19 protein-coding genes are annotated in these 17,982 nt (G+C 64.5%); 12 read left to right on the forward strand and 7 right to left on the reverse strand.

Translation table 11 applies throughout. The features are described 5' to 3' along the window. Positions 1-36 precede the first annotated feature (36 nt). Positions 37-768, forward strand: coding sequence for a hypothetical protein (locus A4C63_RS08135; RefSeq protein ID WP_063912237.1), 732 nt, complete (start codon positions 37-39; stop codon positions 766-768). 129 nt (positions 769-897) lie between these two features. Here A4C63_RS08135 and A4C63_RS08140 read toward each other — a convergent pair whose 3' ends face one another. Beyond that, positions 898-1,755 carry an SDR family oxidoreductase gene (locus A4C63_RS08140; RefSeq protein WP_063912238.1) on the reverse strand — a complete coding sequence of 286 codons (858 nt, stop codon included), beginning with the start codon at positions 1,753-1,755 and terminating at the stop codon, positions 898-900. 190 nt (positions 1,756-1,945) lie between these two features. On the opposite strand from A4C63_RS08140, the gene exbB reads away from it, so the two are divergent. The 6 genes from exbB to A4C63_RS08170 all read left to right on the forward strand — a co-directional run bounded on the left by exbB (position 1,946) and on the right by A4C63_RS08170 (position 8,653). Then, complete coding sequence (exbB, locus tag A4C63_RS08145) at positions 1,946-2,908, forward strand: tonB-system energizer ExbB (protein WP_063912239.1); 963 nt, start codon at positions 1,946-1,948, stop codon at positions 2,906-2,908. 3 nt (positions 2,909-2,911) lie between these two features. Then, positions 2,912-3,340 (forward strand): TonB system transport protein ExbD, encoded by a 429-nt coding sequence (gene exbD / locus A4C63_RS08150; RefSeq protein WP_013974803.1) that lies wholly within the window; start codon positions 2,912-2,914, stop codon positions 3,338-3,340. Next, positions 3,337-4,068 carry an energy transducer TonB gene (locus tag A4C63_RS08155; RefSeq protein WP_016489831.1) on the forward strand — a complete coding sequence of 244 codons (732 nt, stop codon included), beginning with the start codon at positions 3,337-3,339 and terminating at the stop codon, positions 4,066-4,068. The genes exbD and A4C63_RS08155 overlap by 4 nt, the downstream gene beginning before the upstream one ends. A 94-nt stretch (positions 4,069-4,162) precedes the next feature. Further along, positions 4,163-5,089, forward strand: a complete 927-nt coding sequence (locus A4C63_RS08160) for a hydrogen peroxide-inducible genes activator (protein ID WP_063912240.1) — start codon at positions 4,163-4,165, stop codon at positions 5,087-5,089. A 3-nt stretch (positions 5,090-5,092) separates the two neighbouring features. After that, positions 5,093-7,171: an ATP-dependent DNA helicase RecG gene (gene recG, locus A4C63_RS08165; RefSeq protein WP_063912241.1), complete on the forward strand. Its 2,079-nt coding sequence runs from the start codon at positions 5,093-5,095 to the stop codon at positions 7,169-7,171. Between the two features lie 78 nt (positions 7,172-7,249). After that, a complete protein-coding gene (locus A4C63_RS08170; RefSeq protein WP_063912242.1) occupies positions 7,250-8,653 on the forward strand; it encodes an aminoacyl-tRNA deacylase and HDOD domain-containing protein in 1,404 nt (467 codons plus the stop codon). 129 nt (positions 8,654-8,782) lie between these two features. On the opposite strand, the gene A4C63_RS08175 is transcribed toward A4C63_RS08170, so the two are convergent. The 4 genes from A4C63_RS08175 to A4C63_RS08190 form a co-directional block, all read right to left on the reverse strand. Beyond that, a complete protein-coding gene (locus A4C63_RS08175; RefSeq protein ID WP_063912243.1) occupies positions 8,783-9,157 on the reverse strand; it encodes an SCP2 sterol-binding domain-containing protein in 375 nt (124 codons plus the stop codon). Positions 9,158-9,305: 148 nt separating this feature from the next. After that, a complete protein-coding gene (locus A4C63_RS08180; RefSeq protein WP_013974808.1) occupies positions 9,306-9,605 on the reverse strand; it encodes an HU family DNA-binding protein in 300 nt (99 codons plus the stop codon). A gap of 186 nt (positions 9,606-9,791) precedes the next feature. Then, positions 9,792-10,940 carry an NAD(P)/FAD-dependent oxidoreductase gene (locus A4C63_RS08185; RefSeq protein ID WP_063912244.1) on the reverse strand — a complete coding sequence of 383 codons (1,149 nt, stop codon included), beginning with the start codon at positions 10,938-10,940 and terminating at the stop codon, positions 9,792-9,794. Between the two features lie 16 nt (positions 10,941-10,956). Beyond that, a complete protein-coding gene (locus tag A4C63_RS08190) occupies positions 10,957-11,124 on the reverse strand; it encodes a rubredoxin (protein ID WP_003253349.1) in 168 nt (55 codons plus the stop codon). 230 nt (positions 11,125-11,354) lie between these two features. On the opposite strand from A4C63_RS08190, the gene A4C63_RS08195 reads away from it, so the two are divergent. Continuing rightward, positions 11,355-11,912, forward strand: coding sequence for a chorismate lyase (locus tag A4C63_RS08195; protein ID WP_063912245.1), 558 nt, complete (start codon positions 11,355-11,357; stop codon positions 11,910-11,912). Next, positions 11,912-12,802: a 4-hydroxybenzoate octaprenyltransferase gene (ubiA, locus tag A4C63_RS08200; RefSeq protein ID WP_063912246.1), complete on the forward strand. Its 891-nt coding sequence runs from the start codon at positions 11,912-11,914 to the stop codon at positions 12,800-12,802. The genes A4C63_RS08195 and ubiA overlap by 1 nt, the downstream gene beginning before the upstream one ends. Positions 12,803-12,921: 119 nt before the next feature. Here the strand turns inward: ubiA and A4C63_RS08205 are convergent, their stop codons facing one another. Beyond that, positions 12,922-13,290: a hypothetical protein gene (locus A4C63_RS08205; RefSeq protein WP_063912247.1), complete on the reverse strand. Its 369-nt coding sequence runs from the start codon at positions 13,288-13,290 to the stop codon at positions 12,922-12,924. A gap of 172 nt (positions 13,291-13,462) precedes the next feature. Here A4C63_RS08205 and phoB point away from each other — a divergent pair, with 172 nt between their 5' ends. From phoB to A4C63_RS08220, 3 genes are all read left to right on the forward strand, one after another. Continuing rightward, positions 13,463-14,152: a phosphate regulon transcriptional regulator PhoB gene (phoB, locus tag A4C63_RS08210; RefSeq protein WP_003253341.1), complete on the forward strand. Its 690-nt coding sequence runs from the start codon at positions 13,463-13,465 to the stop codon at positions 14,150-14,152. Positions 14,153-14,200: 48 nt separating this feature from the next. Next, complete coding sequence (gene phoR / locus A4C63_RS08215) at positions 14,201-15,508, forward strand: phosphate regulon sensor histidine kinase PhoR (protein ID WP_063912248.1); 1,308 nt, start codon at positions 14,201-14,203, stop codon at positions 15,506-15,508. 173 nt (positions 15,509-15,681) lie between these two features. Then, a complete protein-coding gene (locus A4C63_RS08220) occupies positions 15,682-17,022 on the forward strand; it encodes a hemolysin family protein (protein WP_063912249.1) in 1,341 nt (446 codons plus the stop codon). A gap of 40 nt (positions 17,023-17,062) precedes the next feature. On the opposite strand, the gene A4C63_RS08225 is transcribed toward A4C63_RS08220, so the two are convergent. Next, the gene (locus A4C63_RS08225; protein ID WP_063912250.1) at positions 17,063-17,959 is read right to left on the reverse strand and encodes a M23 family metallopeptidase; all 897 of its coding nucleotides are present in this window, start codon (positions 17,957-17,959) and stop codon (positions 17,063-17,065) included. Between the last annotated feature and the right edge of the window lie 23 nt (positions 17,960-17,982).

Raw genomic sequence — 17,982 nt, forward strand, 5'->3', positions numbered from 1 at the left:
CCCGTCACCTTCCCTTCTCTGCAAGGTTACCCCGTCATGCGTCAAGCACTGCCCTTCGCGCTGGCAGCCCTGCTTCTGGGCGGCTGCGCCAGCCACAAACCCGAAGATTTCAACGGCACCTGGATCAACCAGGACGCCATCACTGCGGCCGTCAAGGGCGGCAGCCTGCGCCAGGCGCTCAATGAGCACGGCCCGGTGTTCGAGTGGAAGCTCGACGTCGCCAGCCAGCAGGCCAGCTACAGCAATGGTTTCGAAGCGGCCGACGGCCAGCTGAGCGCCACCGACAAGCAATGGCAGGCCAGCTTCCAGGGCGGCCAGACCGAGCAACTGTCGCTCGATGGCGACGAACTGCAGGCTGTCGACCAAAGCGGCAGCAAGCAGACCTTCGTACGCGCCAAAGCGCCGGCGGCGGCCAACGCACCACTGGGCAGCAGCTTCGAGAAGGCGCTGTACCAGGCCTATCTGGGCGGCGACTGGAAGGTCGTCGAAGGCCAGGGCAAAGGTGCCACCGTGCGCTTCAGCGACACCGGCAACGTCACCGGCCTGCCGGGGCCAGACCGTTTCGCCCTGTGCCTGGCGGGTGATTGCGCGACCATGGGTGGCAGCAATGACAGCCTGTGGCTGGAGCGCAACCAGCGTGGCGCGCCATTCATCATCAAGCGCGATGGCGACAAGCTGGAGATCTTCCAGGCGGTGAACCGTGCGCAGCCGGATGAAATGCCGGAACTGGCAGCAGGCAAGCGCCAATGGGTGCTGGAGCGCAGCTGAGACCTGCTGAATAGCGGCCGAACACACTGGCCTCTTCGCGGGTAAACCCGCTCCCACAGGTACACCGCCAGGCTTGAAACCAGCGGTGCACCTGTGGGAGCGGGTTTACCCGCGAAGAGGCCGGTAGACTCAGCGCACGCCTTTCAGGATTGCGGCATAGCCTTCCTTGTAACTCGGATACACCGGCGCCCAGCCCAACGCCCTTGCCCGGGCATTGCTGCAGCGCTTGCTGCCAGTACGCCGCACCCGCTGCTCATCCGACCATTCGGTTACCCCCATGTACGCCCGCAGCCAGGCCACCACGTCGGCCAGCGGCGCCGGGTCGTCGTCGACGCCGATGTAGCAGTCGTCCAGCACCTTGCCATCGGCATCGGCCTGCAACAGGAACGCCAACAGGCTGGCGGCGTCCTCGGCATGAATACGGTTGCCATACAGCGGAGGCTCCTCGGCCACGCGGTAGCCCTGGCGCACCTGACTGAGCAGCCACTCGCGGCCGGGGCCATAGATGCCGGTCAGGCGCACCACGCTAGCCGGGATGCCACTGGCCAGTGCCAGCCGCTCAGCCTCCAGCATCAACCGCCCGGAATAGCCTTCAGGCTCGGTGGCCGCGCCCTCCTCGATCCACTCGCCGTCCTTCTGTGCATACACGCTGCTGCTGGACACGAACAGCAGGCGCCGTGGGCGTTGGCCGCGCTCGGCCAGCCAGGCCAGCACATGGCGCAAACCATCAACATACGCCGCCTGGTAACCCGCCTCGTCGTGCTGGCTGGCCGCCACGCAGTACACCAGGTAGTCCGGTGCACGCTGCGGCCAGGCGGCGGGAATGGAGGGCTCGGACAGGTCTGCAGCCACCGGCACGACACCCGCAGGCAACTGCCCGATCGAGCGACGCAGGCCGCACACCTGCCAACCGCGCGCAAGCATTTGCCGGGCAAGACGCCCGCCTACATCACCACAACCCACCACCATCACGGAAAGGCCTGACATCTCTAAACTCCCTGGACCAATTGATCAGCCCGCCCACGCTACACGATGGGTAGCTAGACCATAGGCGAAAAAAGCAACAAGATTACTTTTGTTAACAAGAATTACTTGCAATAATGGCCGCCAAATTGTTCTCGGCCTACCTCGAGGCCTTGGAGAACGTTCACTCTATTCTTCATCAGGTCCGGCCAGCATGACACGTACTCAACCTTCCGCTTCGCCAACCCCGTCGCGCGCCTGGCGCGCCATCGCCGCGCTGACGCTCAGCCTGGTGCTGGCCCCGGTGGCCATGGCCGATGAGCCAACCGCCAATGCCGCCACGCCGGCTGCCGCTACTGCTCCAGCTGCTCCAGCCGCAGCGCCGGCTGCCAGCGCAGTTGCCGCCACCCCGGCTGATGCCCCGGTCGCGGTAGACCCAAGCGTCGAAGCTTTGGTTGAAGACACCTCGCTGGGCATGGCCCACGACCTGTCCCCATGGGGCATGTACAAGAACGCCGACGTGGTGGTGAAGGCGGTCATGATCGGCCTGGCCATCGCCTCCATCATCACCTGGACCATCTGGATCGCCAAAGGCTTCGAGCTGATGGGCGCCAAGCGCCGCCTGCGTGGTGAAATCGCCCTGCTGAAGAAATCCGCCAGCCTCAAGGAAGCCAGCGACGTTTCCAACAAGGAAGGCACCCTGGCCCACACCCTGGTCCACGACGCCCTCGAAGAGATGCGCCTGTCGGCCAACGCCCGTGAGAAAGAAGGCATCAAGGAGCGCGTCAGCTTCCGCCTGGAGCGCCTGGTACACGCCAGCGGCCGTACCATGAGCAGCGGCACCGGCGTACTCGCCACCATCGGTTCCACTGCGCCGTTCGTCGGCCTGTTCGGTACCGTATGGGGCATCATGAACAGCTTCATCGGCATCGCCAAGACCCAGACCACCAACCTGGCCGTGGTTGCCCCGGGTATCGCCGAAGCCCTGCTGGCCACCGCCCTGGGCCTGGTTGCCGCGATCCCGGCCGTGGTCATCTACAACGTCTTCGCCCGCTCCATCGCCGGCTACAAGGCCCAGGTGTCCGACGCCTCCGCCCAGGTGCTGCTGCTGGTCAGCCGTGACCTGGACCACCAGGGCAGCGAGCGTGTTGCCCCGCACATGGTGAAAGTGGGGTAAGCCATGGGCCTGCATCTCAACGAAGGTGGCGACGACCTCGCCGAAAACCACGAAATCAACGTTACGCCGTTCATCGACGTGATGCTGGTGCTGCTGATCATCTTCATGGTCGCAGCCCCCCTGGCCACGGTCGACATCAAGGTCGACCTGCCGGCCTCGACCGCCAAGCCGGCGCCGAGGCCCGAGAAACCGGTGTTCGTCAGCGTCAAGGCCGACCAGAAGCTGTACGTCGGCGACGATCAGGTCCCTGCCCCCGACCAGCTTGGCCCGATGCTCGATGCCAAGACCAAGGGCGACAAGGAAACCACCATCTTCTTCCAGGCTGACAAAGGCGTGGATTACGGTGACCTGATGGAAGTGATGAACAACATGCGCGCGGCCGGCTACCTGAAAGTCGGTCTGGTAGGTCTCGAGACGGCAGCCAAGAAATGACAAAAACGCGCTCGAACATGGCGCGCTACGGTGGCAGCCTGGCGATCGTGCTGGGCGTGCACGTGGTCGCCGTGCTGCTGACGCTCAACTGGTCAGTGCCCCAGGCCATCGAACTGCCCCCGGCAGCCATGATGGTCGAGCTGGCACCGTTGCCGGAGCCTGCGCCACCACCACCTCCGAAAGCGGCCCCGCAGCCACCGGCACCGGTCGAGGAACCGCCGCTGCCGAAGCTGGCCGAGGCTCCCAAACCCAAGATCGCCATTCCCAAGCCGCCCAAGCCGAAGGCCAAGCCGCAGCCGCCCAAGCCCGAGAAAAAGCCTGAGCCGCCGAAGGAAGCACCGCCGACCGAGCAAACGGTAGACGCACCGCCCAGCAACACGCCACCGCAGAAGTCCGCGGCACCGGCGCCGAGCATTGCGTCCAACAGCAACGCCCTGCCGACCTGGCAGAGCGACCTGCTGCGTCACCTGGCCAAGTACAAGCGCTACCCGGAAGACGCGCGCCGTCGCGGCCTGCAGGGCATCAACCGCCTGCGCTTCGTGGTCGACGCCGAAGGCAAGGTGGTGTCGTATTCCATGGCCGGTGGCTCGGGCAGTGCCGCCCTGGATCGGGCGACCCTGGAAATGATCCGTCGGGCCGGCACGGTACCCAAGCCGCCACCCGAGTTGCTGAACAACGGCACGATCGAAGTCGTGGCACCGTTCGTCTACTCGCTGGACCGCCGCTGAGACTTTTGTTTCTGTCACAAATCGGCAAGTCTGATAACGTGCGTCTATCGATTGCAGCCGCTATGCTGGGCCCGCAACTTCATGGACGCACGTTATGACCCTCACAGAATTACGCTACATCGTCACACTCGCCCAGGAACAGCACTTCGGCCATGCCGCCGAACGCTGCCATGTGAGCCAGCCGACCCTGTCGGTCGGTGTGAAGAAGCTCGAGGATGAGCTTGGCGTGTTGATTTTCGAGCGCAGCAAGAGCGCGGTACGCCTGACCCCGGTCGGCGAAAGCATCGTCGCCCAGGCGCAGAAGGTACTGGAGCAGGCCCAGGGCATTCGCGAACTGGCCCAGGCCGGCAAGAACCAGCTGACCGCCCCGCTCAAGGTCGGTGCCATCTACACCGTCGGCCCGTACCTGTTCCCGCACCTGATCCCGCAGTTGCACCGTGTGGCGCCGCAGATGCCGCTGTACATCGAAGAAAACTTCACCCACGTATTGCGCGAAAAGCTGCGCAACGGCGAACTGGACGCAGTGATCATCGCCCTGCCGTTCAACGAAGCCGACGTGCTGACCCTGCCGCTGTACGACGAGCCGTTCTGCGCCCTGATGCCGGCCGACCATCCGTGGACGGCGAAAAAGACCATCGACACCGCCATGCTCAACGACAAGAGCCTGTTGCTGCTCGGTGAAGGCCACTGCTTCCGCGACCAGGTACTGGAAGCCTGCCCAACGCTGAACAAGGGCGGAGAAGGCTCCAGGCACACCACGGTCGAGTCCAGCTCGCTGGAAACCATCCGTCACATGGTGGCCTCGGGCCTTGGCGTATCGATCCTGCCGCTGTCGGCGGTGCACAGCCACCACTACGCCCCCGGCGTCATCGAGGTCCGCCCACTGACCGCACCGGCGCCATTCCGCACCGTGGCCATCGCCTGGCGCGCCAGCTTCCCGCGGCCGAAGGCCATCGAGATCCTCGCCGACTCGATCCGCCTGTGCTCGGTCGCCAAAGCCCCAGTGGAACAACCGGCCTGAGTCATGAGTGAGCTGTCGAAGGTCCCGGTCACGGTACTCAAGGGGGTTGGCGAGACCATGGCGGAGAAACTCGCCAAGGTAGGCCTGGAGAACCTGCAGGACGTGCTGTTCCACCTGCCGCTGCGCTACCAGGACCGCACCCGCGTGGTGCCGATCGGCCAGCTGCGTCCGGGCCAGGATGCGGTGATCGAAGGCGTGGTCAGCGGCGCAGACGTGACCATGGGCAAGCGCCGCAGTCTTGTGGTGCGCCTGGGTGACGGCAGCGGCGTGCTGAGCCTGCGCTTCTACCACTTCAGCAACGCGCAGAAGGAAGGCCTCAAGCGTGGCACCCACCTGCGCTGCTACGGCGAAGCCCGCCCCGGCGCGTCGGGCCTGGAAATCTACCACCCGGAATACCGCGCGCTGAATGGCGACGAGCCGCCGCCACCGGTCGAGCAGACCCTGACGCCGATCTACCCGTCCACCGAAGGCCTTACCCAGCAACGCCTGCGCCTGCTGTGCCAGCAGAGCCTGGGCCTGCTCGGCCCGCGCAGCCTGCCGGACTGGCTGCCCGACGAACTGGCCCGGGACTACCAGCTGGCGCCGCTGGACGATGCCATCCGCTACCTGCACAACCCGCCGGCCGACGCCGACCTCGACGAGCTTGCCGAAGGCCAGCACTGGGCCCAGCACCGCCTGGCCTTCGAAGAGCTGCTGACCCACCAGCTGTCGCAGCAACGCCTGCGCGAAAGCCTGCGCAGCCTGCGCGCGCCAGTACTGCCCAAGGCCAAGCGCCTGCAGGCGCAATACCTGGCCAACCTGGGCTTCCAGCCGACCGGCGCGCAGCAGCGGGTGGCCAACGAAATTGCCTACGACCTCAGCCAGCACGAGCCGATGATGCGCCTGGTGCAGGGTGACGTGGGTGCCGGCAAGACCGTGGTCGCCGCCCTGGCCGCGCTGCAGGCCCTGGAGGCCGGCTACCAGGTGGCCTTGATGGCGCCCACTGAGATCCTCGCCGAACAGCACTACATCACCTTCAAGCGCTGGCTCGAACCGCTGGGCATCGAAGTGGCCTGGCTGGCCGGCAAGCTCAAGGGCAAGGCCCGGGCAGCCGCCCTGGAGCAGATCGCCAACGGTGCAGCGATGGTGGTCGGCACCCACGCGCTGTTCCAGGAAGAGGTGAAGTTCAAGCACCTGGCCCTGGCGATCATCGATGAACAGCACCGTTTTGGCGTGCAGCAACGCCTGGCCCTGCGCAAGAAGGGCGTGGCCGGCGAGCTGTGCCCGCACCAGCTGATCATGACCGCCACGCCTATTCCGCGCACCCTGGCCATGAGCGCCTACGCCGACCTGGACACCTCGGTGCTCGACGAACTGCCGCCCGGGCGCACCCCGGTGAACACCGTGCTGGTGGCCGACAGCCGCCGCTTCGAAGTGGTCGAGCGGGTACGCGCCGCCTGCGCCGAAGGGCGCCAGGCCTACTGGGTGTGCACCCTGATCGAAGAATCCGAAGAACTGACCTGCCAGGCCGCCGAAAGCACCTACGAGGAGCTGGGCAGCGCCCTGGGCGAACTGCGGGTGGGGCTGATCCACGGTCGCATGAAGCCGGCGGAAAAGGCTGAGATCATGGCCGAATTCAAGGCCGGCAACCTGCAGTTGCTGGTCGCCACCACGGTCATCGAGGTGGGTGTGGACGTGCCCAACGCCAGCCTGATGATCATCGAGAACCCCGAGCGCCTGGGCCTGGCCCAGTTGCACCAGCTGCGCGGCCGGGTTGGCCGGGGCAGCGCCGTAAGCCATTGCGTGCTGCTGTACCACCCGCCACTGTCGCAGATCGGCCGCGAACGGTTAGGGATCATGCGGGAAACCAACGACGGCTTCATCATCGCCGAGAAAGACCTGGAGCTGCGTGGCCCCGGCGAGATGCTCGGCACCCGCCAGACCGGCCTGCTGCAGTTCAAGGTCGCCGACCTGATGCGCGATGCCGACCTGCTGCCGGCCGTGCGCGACGCCGCCCAGGCCCTGATCGCACGCTGGCCGGAGCACGTCAGCCCACTGCTCGACCGCTGGCTGCGCCATGGCCAGCAATATGGCCAAGTGTGACGCTAGTCCCATAATGGATCCAGTTTCGCCCCGAGGCTGGTTATACTTTGCGTTTAAAAGAATCAGTGGATACGGACCATGACTGAAGTTGCCCTGGAAACCGCAACCCCACACGCTCCCTCGGTCATCCGGCTGCTGCTCGACAAACTCGGCGTAGCCTACCGCGAGGTGGTCGAACATCCGCACCTGCCGCCAGCGTCGCGGGTACAGGCCGTGCTGCTCGATGACGAGGTCGGCGCCCTGATGGTACTGTTCCCGCAGAGCCAGCTGCTGGACCTTGACCGCCTGGCCGAACTGACCGGGCGCAAGCTCACGGCGGTGTCGGTGCCGCGCCTGAAGCAGATGCTGGACAAGCATCAGCTCAAGGCCCTGCCGGGTATCCCGGCGCTGACCAGCTCGCCGTGCCAGTACGAAAAGAGCCTGCTCGACGCCGATAGCGTGTTCATCCAGTCCGGTGAAGCCGGCCTGCTGCTGGAAATCGAGCGCGCGCACTTCAAGCGCATGCTGGTCAAGGCCAGCGCCAGCAGCTTCGGCCAGGAGGTCGAGGCCATCAGCCCCAACCTCGACCGCCCCGATGACGACACCCGGGAAATCACCCAGGCAGTGCAGGCCTTCACCGCCAGGCGCATTCAGAAGCGCCTGGAAGAAACCATCGAAATCCCGCCATTGGCCGACACCGCGCAAAAGATCATCAAGCTGCGGGTAGACCCCAACGCCAGTGTCGATGACATCACTGGCGTGGTCGAAACCGACCCGGCATTGGCGGCACAGGTGGTGAGCTGGGCGGCATCGCCCTACTACGGCTCGACCTACAAGATTCGCTCTGTGGAAGATGCCATCGTACGGGTACTGGGTTTCGACCTGGTGATCAACCTGGCCTTGGGCCTCGCGCTGGGCAAGACCCTGAGCCTGCCGAAAGACCACCCGCAGCAGGCCACACCGTACTGGCAGCAGTCGATCTACACTGCTGCTGTCATCGATGGCCTGACCCGTGCCATGCCGCGCGCCGAACGCCCGGAAGCTGGCCTGACCTACCTAGCCGGGCTGCTGCACAATTTCGGCTACTTGCTGTTGGCGCACGTGTTTCCGCCGCACTTCTCGCTGATCTGTCGCCACCTGGAGGTCAACCCGCACCTGTGCCACACCTACGTGGAACAACACCTGCTGGGCATCAGCCGCGAACAGATCGGAGCCTGGCTGATGAAGCTGTGGGACATGCCGGAAGAACTGTCCACCGCGCTGCGCTTCCAGCACGACCCGGCCTATGAAGGCGAGTATTCGGCATTCCCCAACCTGGTATGCCTGGCCACCCGCCTGCTGCGCTCGCGGGGGATTGGCTCGGGGCCGCAGCAGGAGATTCCTGACGAGCTGCTGGAGCGGCTGGGGATTACCCGGGACAAGGCCGAGGAAGTGGTGAACAAGGTACTTGAGGCCGAGAACCTGCTGCGCGAGCTGGCTTCGCAGTTCCAGGCACCGCATTGAGCATTAACGCGTAACCTGTGGGAGCGGGCGTGCCCGCGAACACCGGCGAAGCCGGTGCCATACACCGCGTCGTTTGTTTCGCGGGCATGCCCGCTCCCACAGGTAAAGCGTCAACATCCCCGTTGGGTTTCAGCCCTTCTTTTTCGGCTTCAGGTACTTCATCAACCCCTGGAACCACATCACCAGCGCCGGGTTGCCCTTGATCTGGATGTGCTTGTCCTGAATCCCCTGCATGAACGCCAACTGCTTGTTACCCGCCTGCAGGGTGGCGAAGCCATAGGCAGCGTCCTTGAAGGCAATGGCGAACGCCGGCTGCGGGTGCGCGCCGCCCTTGCTGCTGATGCGTTCGTTGTTGACGATGAAGTGCCGGGCGACCTTGCCATCCAGGGTCTGCATCTGGAACACCAGGTCCTTGCCCTTGAGCTGCTGTTGGAACGCCGGGTTGTTACGGCTGGCCCTGGCCATCAACAGCCCCATGGCCCAGAGAAGAAAGCGGAACTTCATCAACGCGCCTCGAATTAAAAGTGACTAAGGCGCGCAGTTTATCCTTTTACAGAACTATTTATGCAAGTTCGAAACATTTTGCCTGCAGAAAGCACAACGGGCGCCCTGGGGCGCCCGTTTGGCTGACACTGGGGTTGTCAGGGAGCGATCACTTGCCTTTCTTGGCCGGCTTGACGGGGGCGTTGACACTGTCGCGCAGGTTCTTGCCTGGCTTGAAGGCCACGGTATTGCTGGCCTTGATCTTGACCGGCTCACCGGTCTGCGGGTTCTTGCCGGTACGCGCACCGCGATGGCGTTTTTCGAAGGTGCCGAAACCGACCAAAGTCACGGTGTCCTTGTCCAGGGCACCCGTGATGCTGTCGAGAATCGCGTTCAAAACCTGATTGGCCTTTTCCTTGGTCAGATCGGCCTTTTCGGCGATGACGGCGGCGAGTTCTGGTTTGCGCATAGTGAAGCCTCTTTGACGGAATTCTTGTTGTTATGCCGTGCTGCCCTGGGAGCAGCGCTCAAGGCACCGCAGGCTCTAATCTGCGGCAGACGGAAGTGAGAATGGCACGTGCACCGGGGCCGCGCCAGTATCTGGGCGGCCATTGTGCAAGCAACAACAGGATAAATCCGACAGAACGCCAGCTATTTACGCCATTACGGCCGGCAGCTGGCGATTCAGGGCCAGCTTGTCCATCACGGCCGCCCCGGTCAGGGCGTAGCCCAGCAGCTTGCCGTCGGCATCAAGGCAGAGCACCTTGAGGTCACTGCCCTGCCCCTCCACCTGCCAGGTGCCTTCGTGGCCCTGGGGCGGCGGCGAAACCACCAGCGGGCAGGCGGGGGTTTTCACGGTGATCGGCATCGGCCCGTAGGCGACCGTTGTCGGCTTGCCGGCCAGGGTTTGCGCCAGGGCGCGGGCACAGCTCATCAGCGGCATCACATAGAGCAGGTTGATGCCATCGACCTCGGCACAGTCGCCAAGGGCAAAGATATTGGCGTGGGACGTACGCAGCTGGCGGTCCACGCGGACGCCGCGGTTGGTCTGCAGCCCGGCAGCGGCGGCCAGGTCGGTGCGCGGGCGCAGGCCAATGGCCGAAACCACCAAGTCACAGGCGATCACGCTGCCATCGGACAGGTGTGCCTCCAGGCCCTGGCCCACCTGCTGCAGGCGGGTCAGTACCGGGCCCAGGTGAAAGCGCACGCCCAGGCCTTGCAGCCCGGCCTGCACGGCATTCGCAGCGGCCGGGTGCAGCAGGGTCGGCATGACCTGCTCGCACGGCGCCACCACATCGACCTGGAAGCCGCCCAGGCTCATGTCGTTGGCGAATTCGCAGCCGATCAGGCCGGCACCGAGGATCAGCACGCGCTGTTTGCCGACGGCGGCGGCACGGAAGCGCGCGTAGTCTTCCAGGTCGTTGATCGGGAACACCCGATCGCCGCCATCGCCTTCGATCGGCACCTGCACGGTCTGCGCGCCCCAGGCCAGCACCAGGTCGCGGTACTCCACCGCCTCCTCGCCAATCCACAGGCGCTTGTGGCCCGGGTCGATGCCGCTGATGCGGGTATGGGTGCGGATCTCGGCGTTCAATTGCTCGGCCATGGCGCCCGGCTCGGCCATGCACAGGCCATCGGCGTCCTTCTGCTTGGCAAAGCCGGTGGACAGCATGGGCTTGGAGTAGGAGCGGCCGTCATCGGCGGTGATCAGCAGCAGCGGCGTCTGCGCATCGAGCTTGCGAAATTCACGGGCCAGGTTGTAGCCCGCAAGGCCGGTGCCGATGATTACCACAGGGGACGTCATGTCGTGCTTTCCTCGATTAGCCGATGGAGATCATTTCAAAGTCGCTCTTGCCGACGCCGCAGTCGGGGCACAGCCAGTCTTCAGGCACATCTTCCCAGCGGGTGCCGGGGGCGATGCCGTCGTCGGGCCAGCCTTCGGCTTCGTCGTAGATCAGGCCGCAGACAATACATTGCCACTTTTTCATGGGGGTGGGTTTCCTCGGTTCAGGCTGGGGCTTTGTGTTGCTGCTGATGGCCTCTTCGCGGGCATGCCCGCTCCCACAGGAGTTGTGCATAACCTGTAGGAGCGGGCGCGCCCGCGAAGAGGCCAGCGCGCAATTCGTGGGGCTTTGTAGCGGCCCTGCCAGCAGTATGCAAGCAGTCGGGGCAATCATGCTAAGCTCGCCGCCTCTCTGGTTGTAACAAGCAGACCGACGTGTCGTACGAATCCCCGCAAGCAGCCGCTGTCGCGTGGCTGCCGTATTCACGGCTGGCGACCGACATCGACCAGCCCACCCTTGACTGGCTGTTCGACGAGGGCTCGCTGACCCGCCGCCTGACCCGCCTGTCCAACGATCACTTCTCCGTCACCCCGCTGTTCGAGGGCTGGCAGCCGCTGCGCGATGACGAATGCCAGGCACTGGGCATCGCCGCCGGTGCCGAGGGCTGGGTGCGTGAAGTGTACCTGCGCGGCCATGGCCAACCCTGGGTATTCGCCCGCAGCGTCGCCAGCCGCAGCGCCCTGGAGCGCGGCGGGCTGGACCTGGAAACCCTGGGCAGCCGCTCGCTGGGCGAGCTGCTGTTCTGCGACCAGGCGTTCATCCGCCACCCCATCGAGGTGTGCAGTTATCCACAGGCCTGGCTACCGAGCGAAGCCGCCCATGCGGCGCTGTGGGGCCGCCGTTCGCGCTTCGAGCGTGACGGCCTGGACCTGCTGGTGGCAGAGGTATTTCTGCCAGCATTGTGGCAAGCGGCCAAGGAGGAAAACCGCTGATGTACCTGCAACTGCTCAAGTCGCTCAACCGCCTGCACCCACGGGCCTGGGACTTCGTCCAGCTCAGCCGCATGGACCGGCCGATTGGTATCTACCTGCTGCTGTGGCCGACCTTGTCGGCGGTGTGGATTGCCGGCAACGGCTCACCAACCCTGGCCAACGTGCTGATCTTCGGCCTCGGCGTGGTGCTGATGCGCGCCGCAGGCTGCTGCATCAACGACTTCGCCGACCGCAAGGTGGACGGTCACGTCAAGCGCACCGCCGACCGCCCCCTGGCCAGTGGCCGGGTCCGGCCGCGCGAAGCAGTGGCGTTGTTCGCCATCCTGGTCGGAGTGAGCTTCCTGCTGGTGCTGTGCACCAACAGCCGCACGGTGTGGCTGTCGTTCGGCGCGGTGGCACTGGCATTCTGTTACCCGTTCATGAAGCGCTACACCTATTACCCGCAGGTGGTGCTGGGGGCGGCATATTCCTGGGGCATTCCCATGGCCTTCACCGCAGCGGGTGGCGAGCTGCCGGCCAGCGCCTGGCTGCTGTATATCGCCAACCTGCTGTGGACGGTGGGTTACGACACCTACTACGCCATGGTCGACCGTGATGACGACCTGAAGATTGGCGTGAAGTCGACCGCGATCCTGTTCGGCGACGCCGACCGCACCATCATTCTGACCTTGCAGCTGCTGTCGCTGGGCTGCCTGTTGCTGGCCGGCAACCGCTTCGAGCTGGGTGGCTGGTTCCATCTGGGGCTACTGGGCGCGGCGGCGTGCTTTGCCTGGGAGTACTGGTCGACACGCAAGCTGGACCGGGAATCGTGCTTCAAGGCGTTTCTGCACAACCACTGGGCGGGGATGCTGGTGTTCATCGGGGTGGTGCTGGATTACGCATTGCGCTGAAGCTGATGGCCCAATCGCCGGCAAGCCAGCTCCCACAGGTACAGCGCTGCCATCAAGGCTTGCACACAACCTGTGGGAGCTGGCTTGCCGGCGATGGGCCGCGAAGCGGCCCCGGGATCTCAGGGCTTGGCGACGTGCCAGACGTCCTTCATGCCGTCACCGGTCATATCACCGGCCTTCTTGTCCTTGACGAAGGTATACAGCGGCTTGCCATCGTAGGCCCACTGCATCGAGCCGTCGTCACGCTTGACCTGGGTCCACTTGCCCGCAGCCATTTCACCGCCCTTGACCATCAGCGGCGGCCAGTTGGCGGCGCATTCGCCATTGCACATCGACTTGCCACCCGCATCCTTGTCGAAGGTGTACAGGGTCATGCCGGCATGATCGACCAACATCCCGCCCTTCTCCATCGCATGGTCGGCCAAGGCCACCCCCGGGAGCGCCAGCGCAGTGAAAAGGGCCATCCAGCTCAGCGTTTGTCGTGTCATTGGATTCACCATTGATTCGGGGGGATTGAGTTCGGGTTGCCACGATTGCGGCCCTTTCAAGCCTAGTTCAGTCACGGAATGTCGCCAGAACGGCCAACACCCTGTCACACAGCTGCAATAATTCCGTTATCTAATGCGGGCCAAGACACCGTATCCAGGAGAGGTTTTGAGCATGGTTGGCAGGAACATTCTGATCGTCGACGACGAAGCGCCGATTCGCGAGATGATCGCCGTTGCCCTGGAAATGGCCGGCTATGACTGCCTGGAAGCGGAAAATTCCCAACAGGCCCACGCGATCATCGTCGACCGCAAACCGGACCTGATCCTGCTCGACTGGATGCTGCCGGGCACCTCCGGCATCGAGCTGGCCCGCCGCCTCAAGCGCGACGAGCTGACCGGCGACATCCCGATCATCATGCTCACCGCCAAGGGTGAAGAGGACAACAAGATCCAGGGCCTGGAAGTGGGCGCCGACGACTACATCACCAAGCCGTTCTCGCCACGTGAACTGGTCGCCCGCCTGAAAGCCGTGCTGCGCCGCACCGGCCCGAGCGACAGCGAGGCACCGATCGAAGTCGGCGGCCTGCTGCTCGACCCGATCAGCCATCGCGTGACCATCGACGGCAAGCCCGCCGAAATGGGCCCCACCGAATACCGACTGCTGCAGTTCTTCATGACCCACCAGGAGCGCGCCTACACCCGTGGCCAGCTGCTGGACCAGGTGTGGGGTGGTAACGTCTATGTCGAGGAGCGCACCGTCGACGTGCACATCCGCCGCCTGCGCAAGGCGCTGGGTGAAGCCTACGAAAATCTGGTACAAACCGTCCGGGGCACCGGCTACCGCTTCTCGACCAAGAGCTGATCGAGCTGAAAAGCGCCAAGCCGCACGTCGTTGTACAAGGACCGTCAATTGAACCAGAACTGGCACGCGACCCTGATTCGCCACCTGCTGCTGCTGATCACCGTCTGCCTGATCGGCGGGCTGGTCAGCGGCTACTATGGCTGGAGCCTGGCCACCGGCCTGGCGCTGTACCTGGGCTGGACCCTCAAGCAACTGCTGCGCCTGCATGACTGGCTGCGCAACCACCAACCCGACGAAGCACCGCCCGATGGCTACGGCCTGTGGGGCGAGGTGTTCGACAGCATCTACCACCTGCAACGTCGCGACCAGCGCGTGCGCGGTCGCCTGCAGGCGGTGATCGACCGGGTGCAGGAGTCCACCGCTGCGCTGCGTGACGCGGTGATCATGCTCGACAGCGACGGCAACCTGGAATGGTGGAACCGCGCCGCCGAGACACTGCTGGGCTTCAAGACCCCACAGGACGGCGGCCAGCAGGTGACCAACCTGGTGCGCCATCCGCGCTTCAAGGAATACTTCGAGGCGGAGAACTACCTCGAACCGCTGGAAATCCCCTCGCCGATCAACGACCGCATGCGCGTGCAGCTGCACATCACCCGCTATGGCAACAACGAGCACCTGATGCTGGTGCGCGATGTTACCCGCATCCACCAGCTGGAGCAGATGCGCAAGGACTTCGTCGCCAACGTGTCCCACGAGCTGCGCACGCCGCTAACGGTGATCACCGGCTACCTGGAAACCCTGCTGGACAACGTCGAGGACGTGAACCCGCGCTGGAGCCGAGCCCTGCAGCAAATGAGCCAGCAAGGCTCGCGCATGCAGACGCTGCTCAACGACCTGTTGCTGCTGGCCAAGCTGGAGGCCACCGACTACCCGTCGGACAACCAGCCGGTGGCAGTCGATGCCTTGCTCACCGCGATCAAGAACGACGCTCAGGCCCTGTCCGGGCCACGCAACCAGCGCATCACTCTGGAAGCCACACCCGGCGTGAAGCTCAAGGGCAGCGAGTCGGAGCTGCGCAGTGCCTTTTCCAACCTGGTGTTCAACGCGGTGAAGTACACCCAGGACGAAGGCAGCATCCGTATTCGCTGGTGGGCCGATGCCCAGGGCGCACACCTGTCGGTGCAGGACTCGGGGGTGGGCATCGATGCCAAGCACCTGCCGCGCCTGACCGAGCGCTTCTACCGGGTCGATTCCAGCCGTGCGTCGAATACCGGCGGCACCGGGCTGGGGCTGGCGATCGTCAAGCATGTGCTGATGCGCCACCGCGGCAAGCTGGAGATCAGCAGCGTGCCGGGGCATGGCAGTACCTTTACCTGTCACTTTGCACCGGCACAATTGGCTAACGGCAAGGCTTGAGATCGGGGCTGCTGCGCGGCCCTTCGCGGGCACGCCCGCTCCCACAGGGGCCGCAATAAGTCCGCCACCCTTTGCTTTTACGGCCCCAGCCGCTACATTGGACCCCCTGTGCCAGCAAGAGCTGGCACTTTTTTTCTCTCTATCTTGAAGACGGACCCCGTAAAAACTCCATCATGGACCCTTCCCCTGGTATCAGCCTCACCTCGTTATTCGCCGATTTCGGCATGATCATCTTTGCCTTGCTCCTGGTGCTGCTCAACGGCTTCTTCGTTGCCGCCGAGTTCGCCATGGTCAAGCTGCGCGCCACCCGCGTCGAGTCCATCGCCGAGCTGCATGGCTGGCGTGGCAGCATCCTGCGCAAGGTACACAACCAGCTCGACGCCTACCTGTCGGCCTGCCAGTTGGGCATCACCCTCGCCTCGCTGGGCCTGGGCTGGGTCGGTGAACCGGCGTTCGCCCACCTGCTCGAACCGCTGCTGGCATACGTGGGCGTGGACACGCCCGAGCTGATCAAGGCGATCTCGTTCTTCGTCGCCTTCTTCGTCATCTCGTACCTGCACATCGTGGTCGGCGAGCTGGCGCCCAAGTCCTGGGCCATCCGCAAGCCCGAACTGCTGTCGCTGTGGACCGCCGTGCCGCTGTACCTGTTCTACTGGGTGATGTACCCGGCCATCTACCTGCTCAATGCCAGTGCCAACACCATCCTGCGCATTGCCGGCCAGGGCGAGCCCGGCCCGCACCACGAGCACCACTACAGCCGTGAAGAACTCAAGCTGATCCTGCACTCCAGCCGTGGCCAGGACCCGAGCGACCAGGGCATGCGCGTACTGGCTTCGGCCGTGGAAATGGGCGAGCTGGAGGTGGTCGACTGGGCCAACTCGCGCGAGGACATGGTCATCATCGACGCCCATGCGCCGCTGAAGCAGATCCTGGCCCTGGTGCGCCGCCACAAGTTCAGCCGCTACCCGGTGTACGACGCCGAGCGCGAGGAGTTCACCGGCCTGCTGCACATCAAGGACCTGCTGCTGGAGCTGGCCGAACTCGAACACCTACCCGAAACCATCGACCTGGACGACCTGGCCCGGCCGCTGGAGCGCGTGTCGCGGCACATGCCGCTGGCGCAGTTGCTGGAGCAGTTCCGCAAAGGCGGCGCGCATTTCGTGCTGGTGGAGGAAGCCGATGGCAAGGTGATTGGCTACCTGACCATGGAAGACGTACTGGAAGTGCTGGTTGGCGACATCCAGGACGAGCACCGCAAGACCGAGCGCGGCATCCTCGCCTACCAGCCGGGCAAGCTGCTGGTGCGTGGCGATACGCCGCTGTTCAAGGTCGAGCGCCTGCTGGGCGTCGACCTTGACCACATCGAGGCAGAAACCCTGGCCGGTCTGGTCTACGAGACGCTCAAGCGCGTACCTGAAGAAGAGGAAGTGCTGGAGGTCGAAGGCCTGCGCATCATCATCAAGAAGATGAAAGGGCCGAAGATCGTGTTGGCCAAGGTGCTCAAGCTGGATTGAGGGCCATTCGCGGGCTCGCCCGCGAAGAAGCCGGCACGGATCAAGGGTTACCCGCAGTGAAGTCAGGCAACCCGCTGATCGGCCTGTCGAACCGATAAGGTATCGACTCCAGTGCCAACCCCACATTGCGCTGCACCACGAAATGCAGGTGCGGCCCGGTGCTGTTGCCAGTATTGCCCGACCTGGCCAGCATCTGCCCCTGCCGCACCCGTTGCCCCTCCGCCACCACCACCGAACCGCGCATCAGGTGCAAGTACACGCCCATGGTGCCATCCGGGTGCAGGATCCTGACGAAATTGCCCGACGGGTTGGGCCCGCGCCCACTCTGGCTGTTCTCCGTCTTCACCACCACCCCTTCCCGCGCCGCGATGATGGTGGTGCCTTCGGGCATGGCGATATCCATGGCATAGCGCCCCTTGGGCCCAAAATGGCTGACTCGGCCATTGGGGCCTTGGGTCACGCGGAACGGCCCGCCGAGCCAGGGAAAGGCATAACGGAAACCCTGCGGCCGCTTGCCCGGGTCGCCCATGGCTTGCAGCAGGGTCGAGCGGTAGTTCAGCAGCATCCCGGGCCGCCCCCTGAGCACGCTGAGCATTTGCGTGGTGCGCGGCGGCAGCACCCGCCGCACGATACGCGGGGCATTGCCACCTTGTGCGTTCACCAGGTTGTCCAGGCGCAACTCCACCTCCACCGGCACATGCAGCTGGTTGCGGGCCGAAAAACTCACGCCGCCGTTGAAGGTAATCGCGTTCAGCAGCACCTGGCCTTCGGGCATTTCGACCATGGGTACCCGCCGTACCAAGGGTTTGGCACCGGGGCCAGGCCGGTCGGAATAGGAGGTCACACGGCCATCGTCGGTGATCTCGTAGATGGTCATGCCCAGGCTCGACGCCGAGGCCATGAGCAGTGCACAGAACAGCAGCAGGCGGGCGGGCATGATAGTGGCTTTTTGACAGTTAT

Source organism: Pseudomonas sp. p21, assembly GCF_001642705.1.
Lineage (GTDB): Bacteria > Pseudomonadota > Gammaproteobacteria > Pseudomonadales > Pseudomonadaceae > Aquipseudomonas.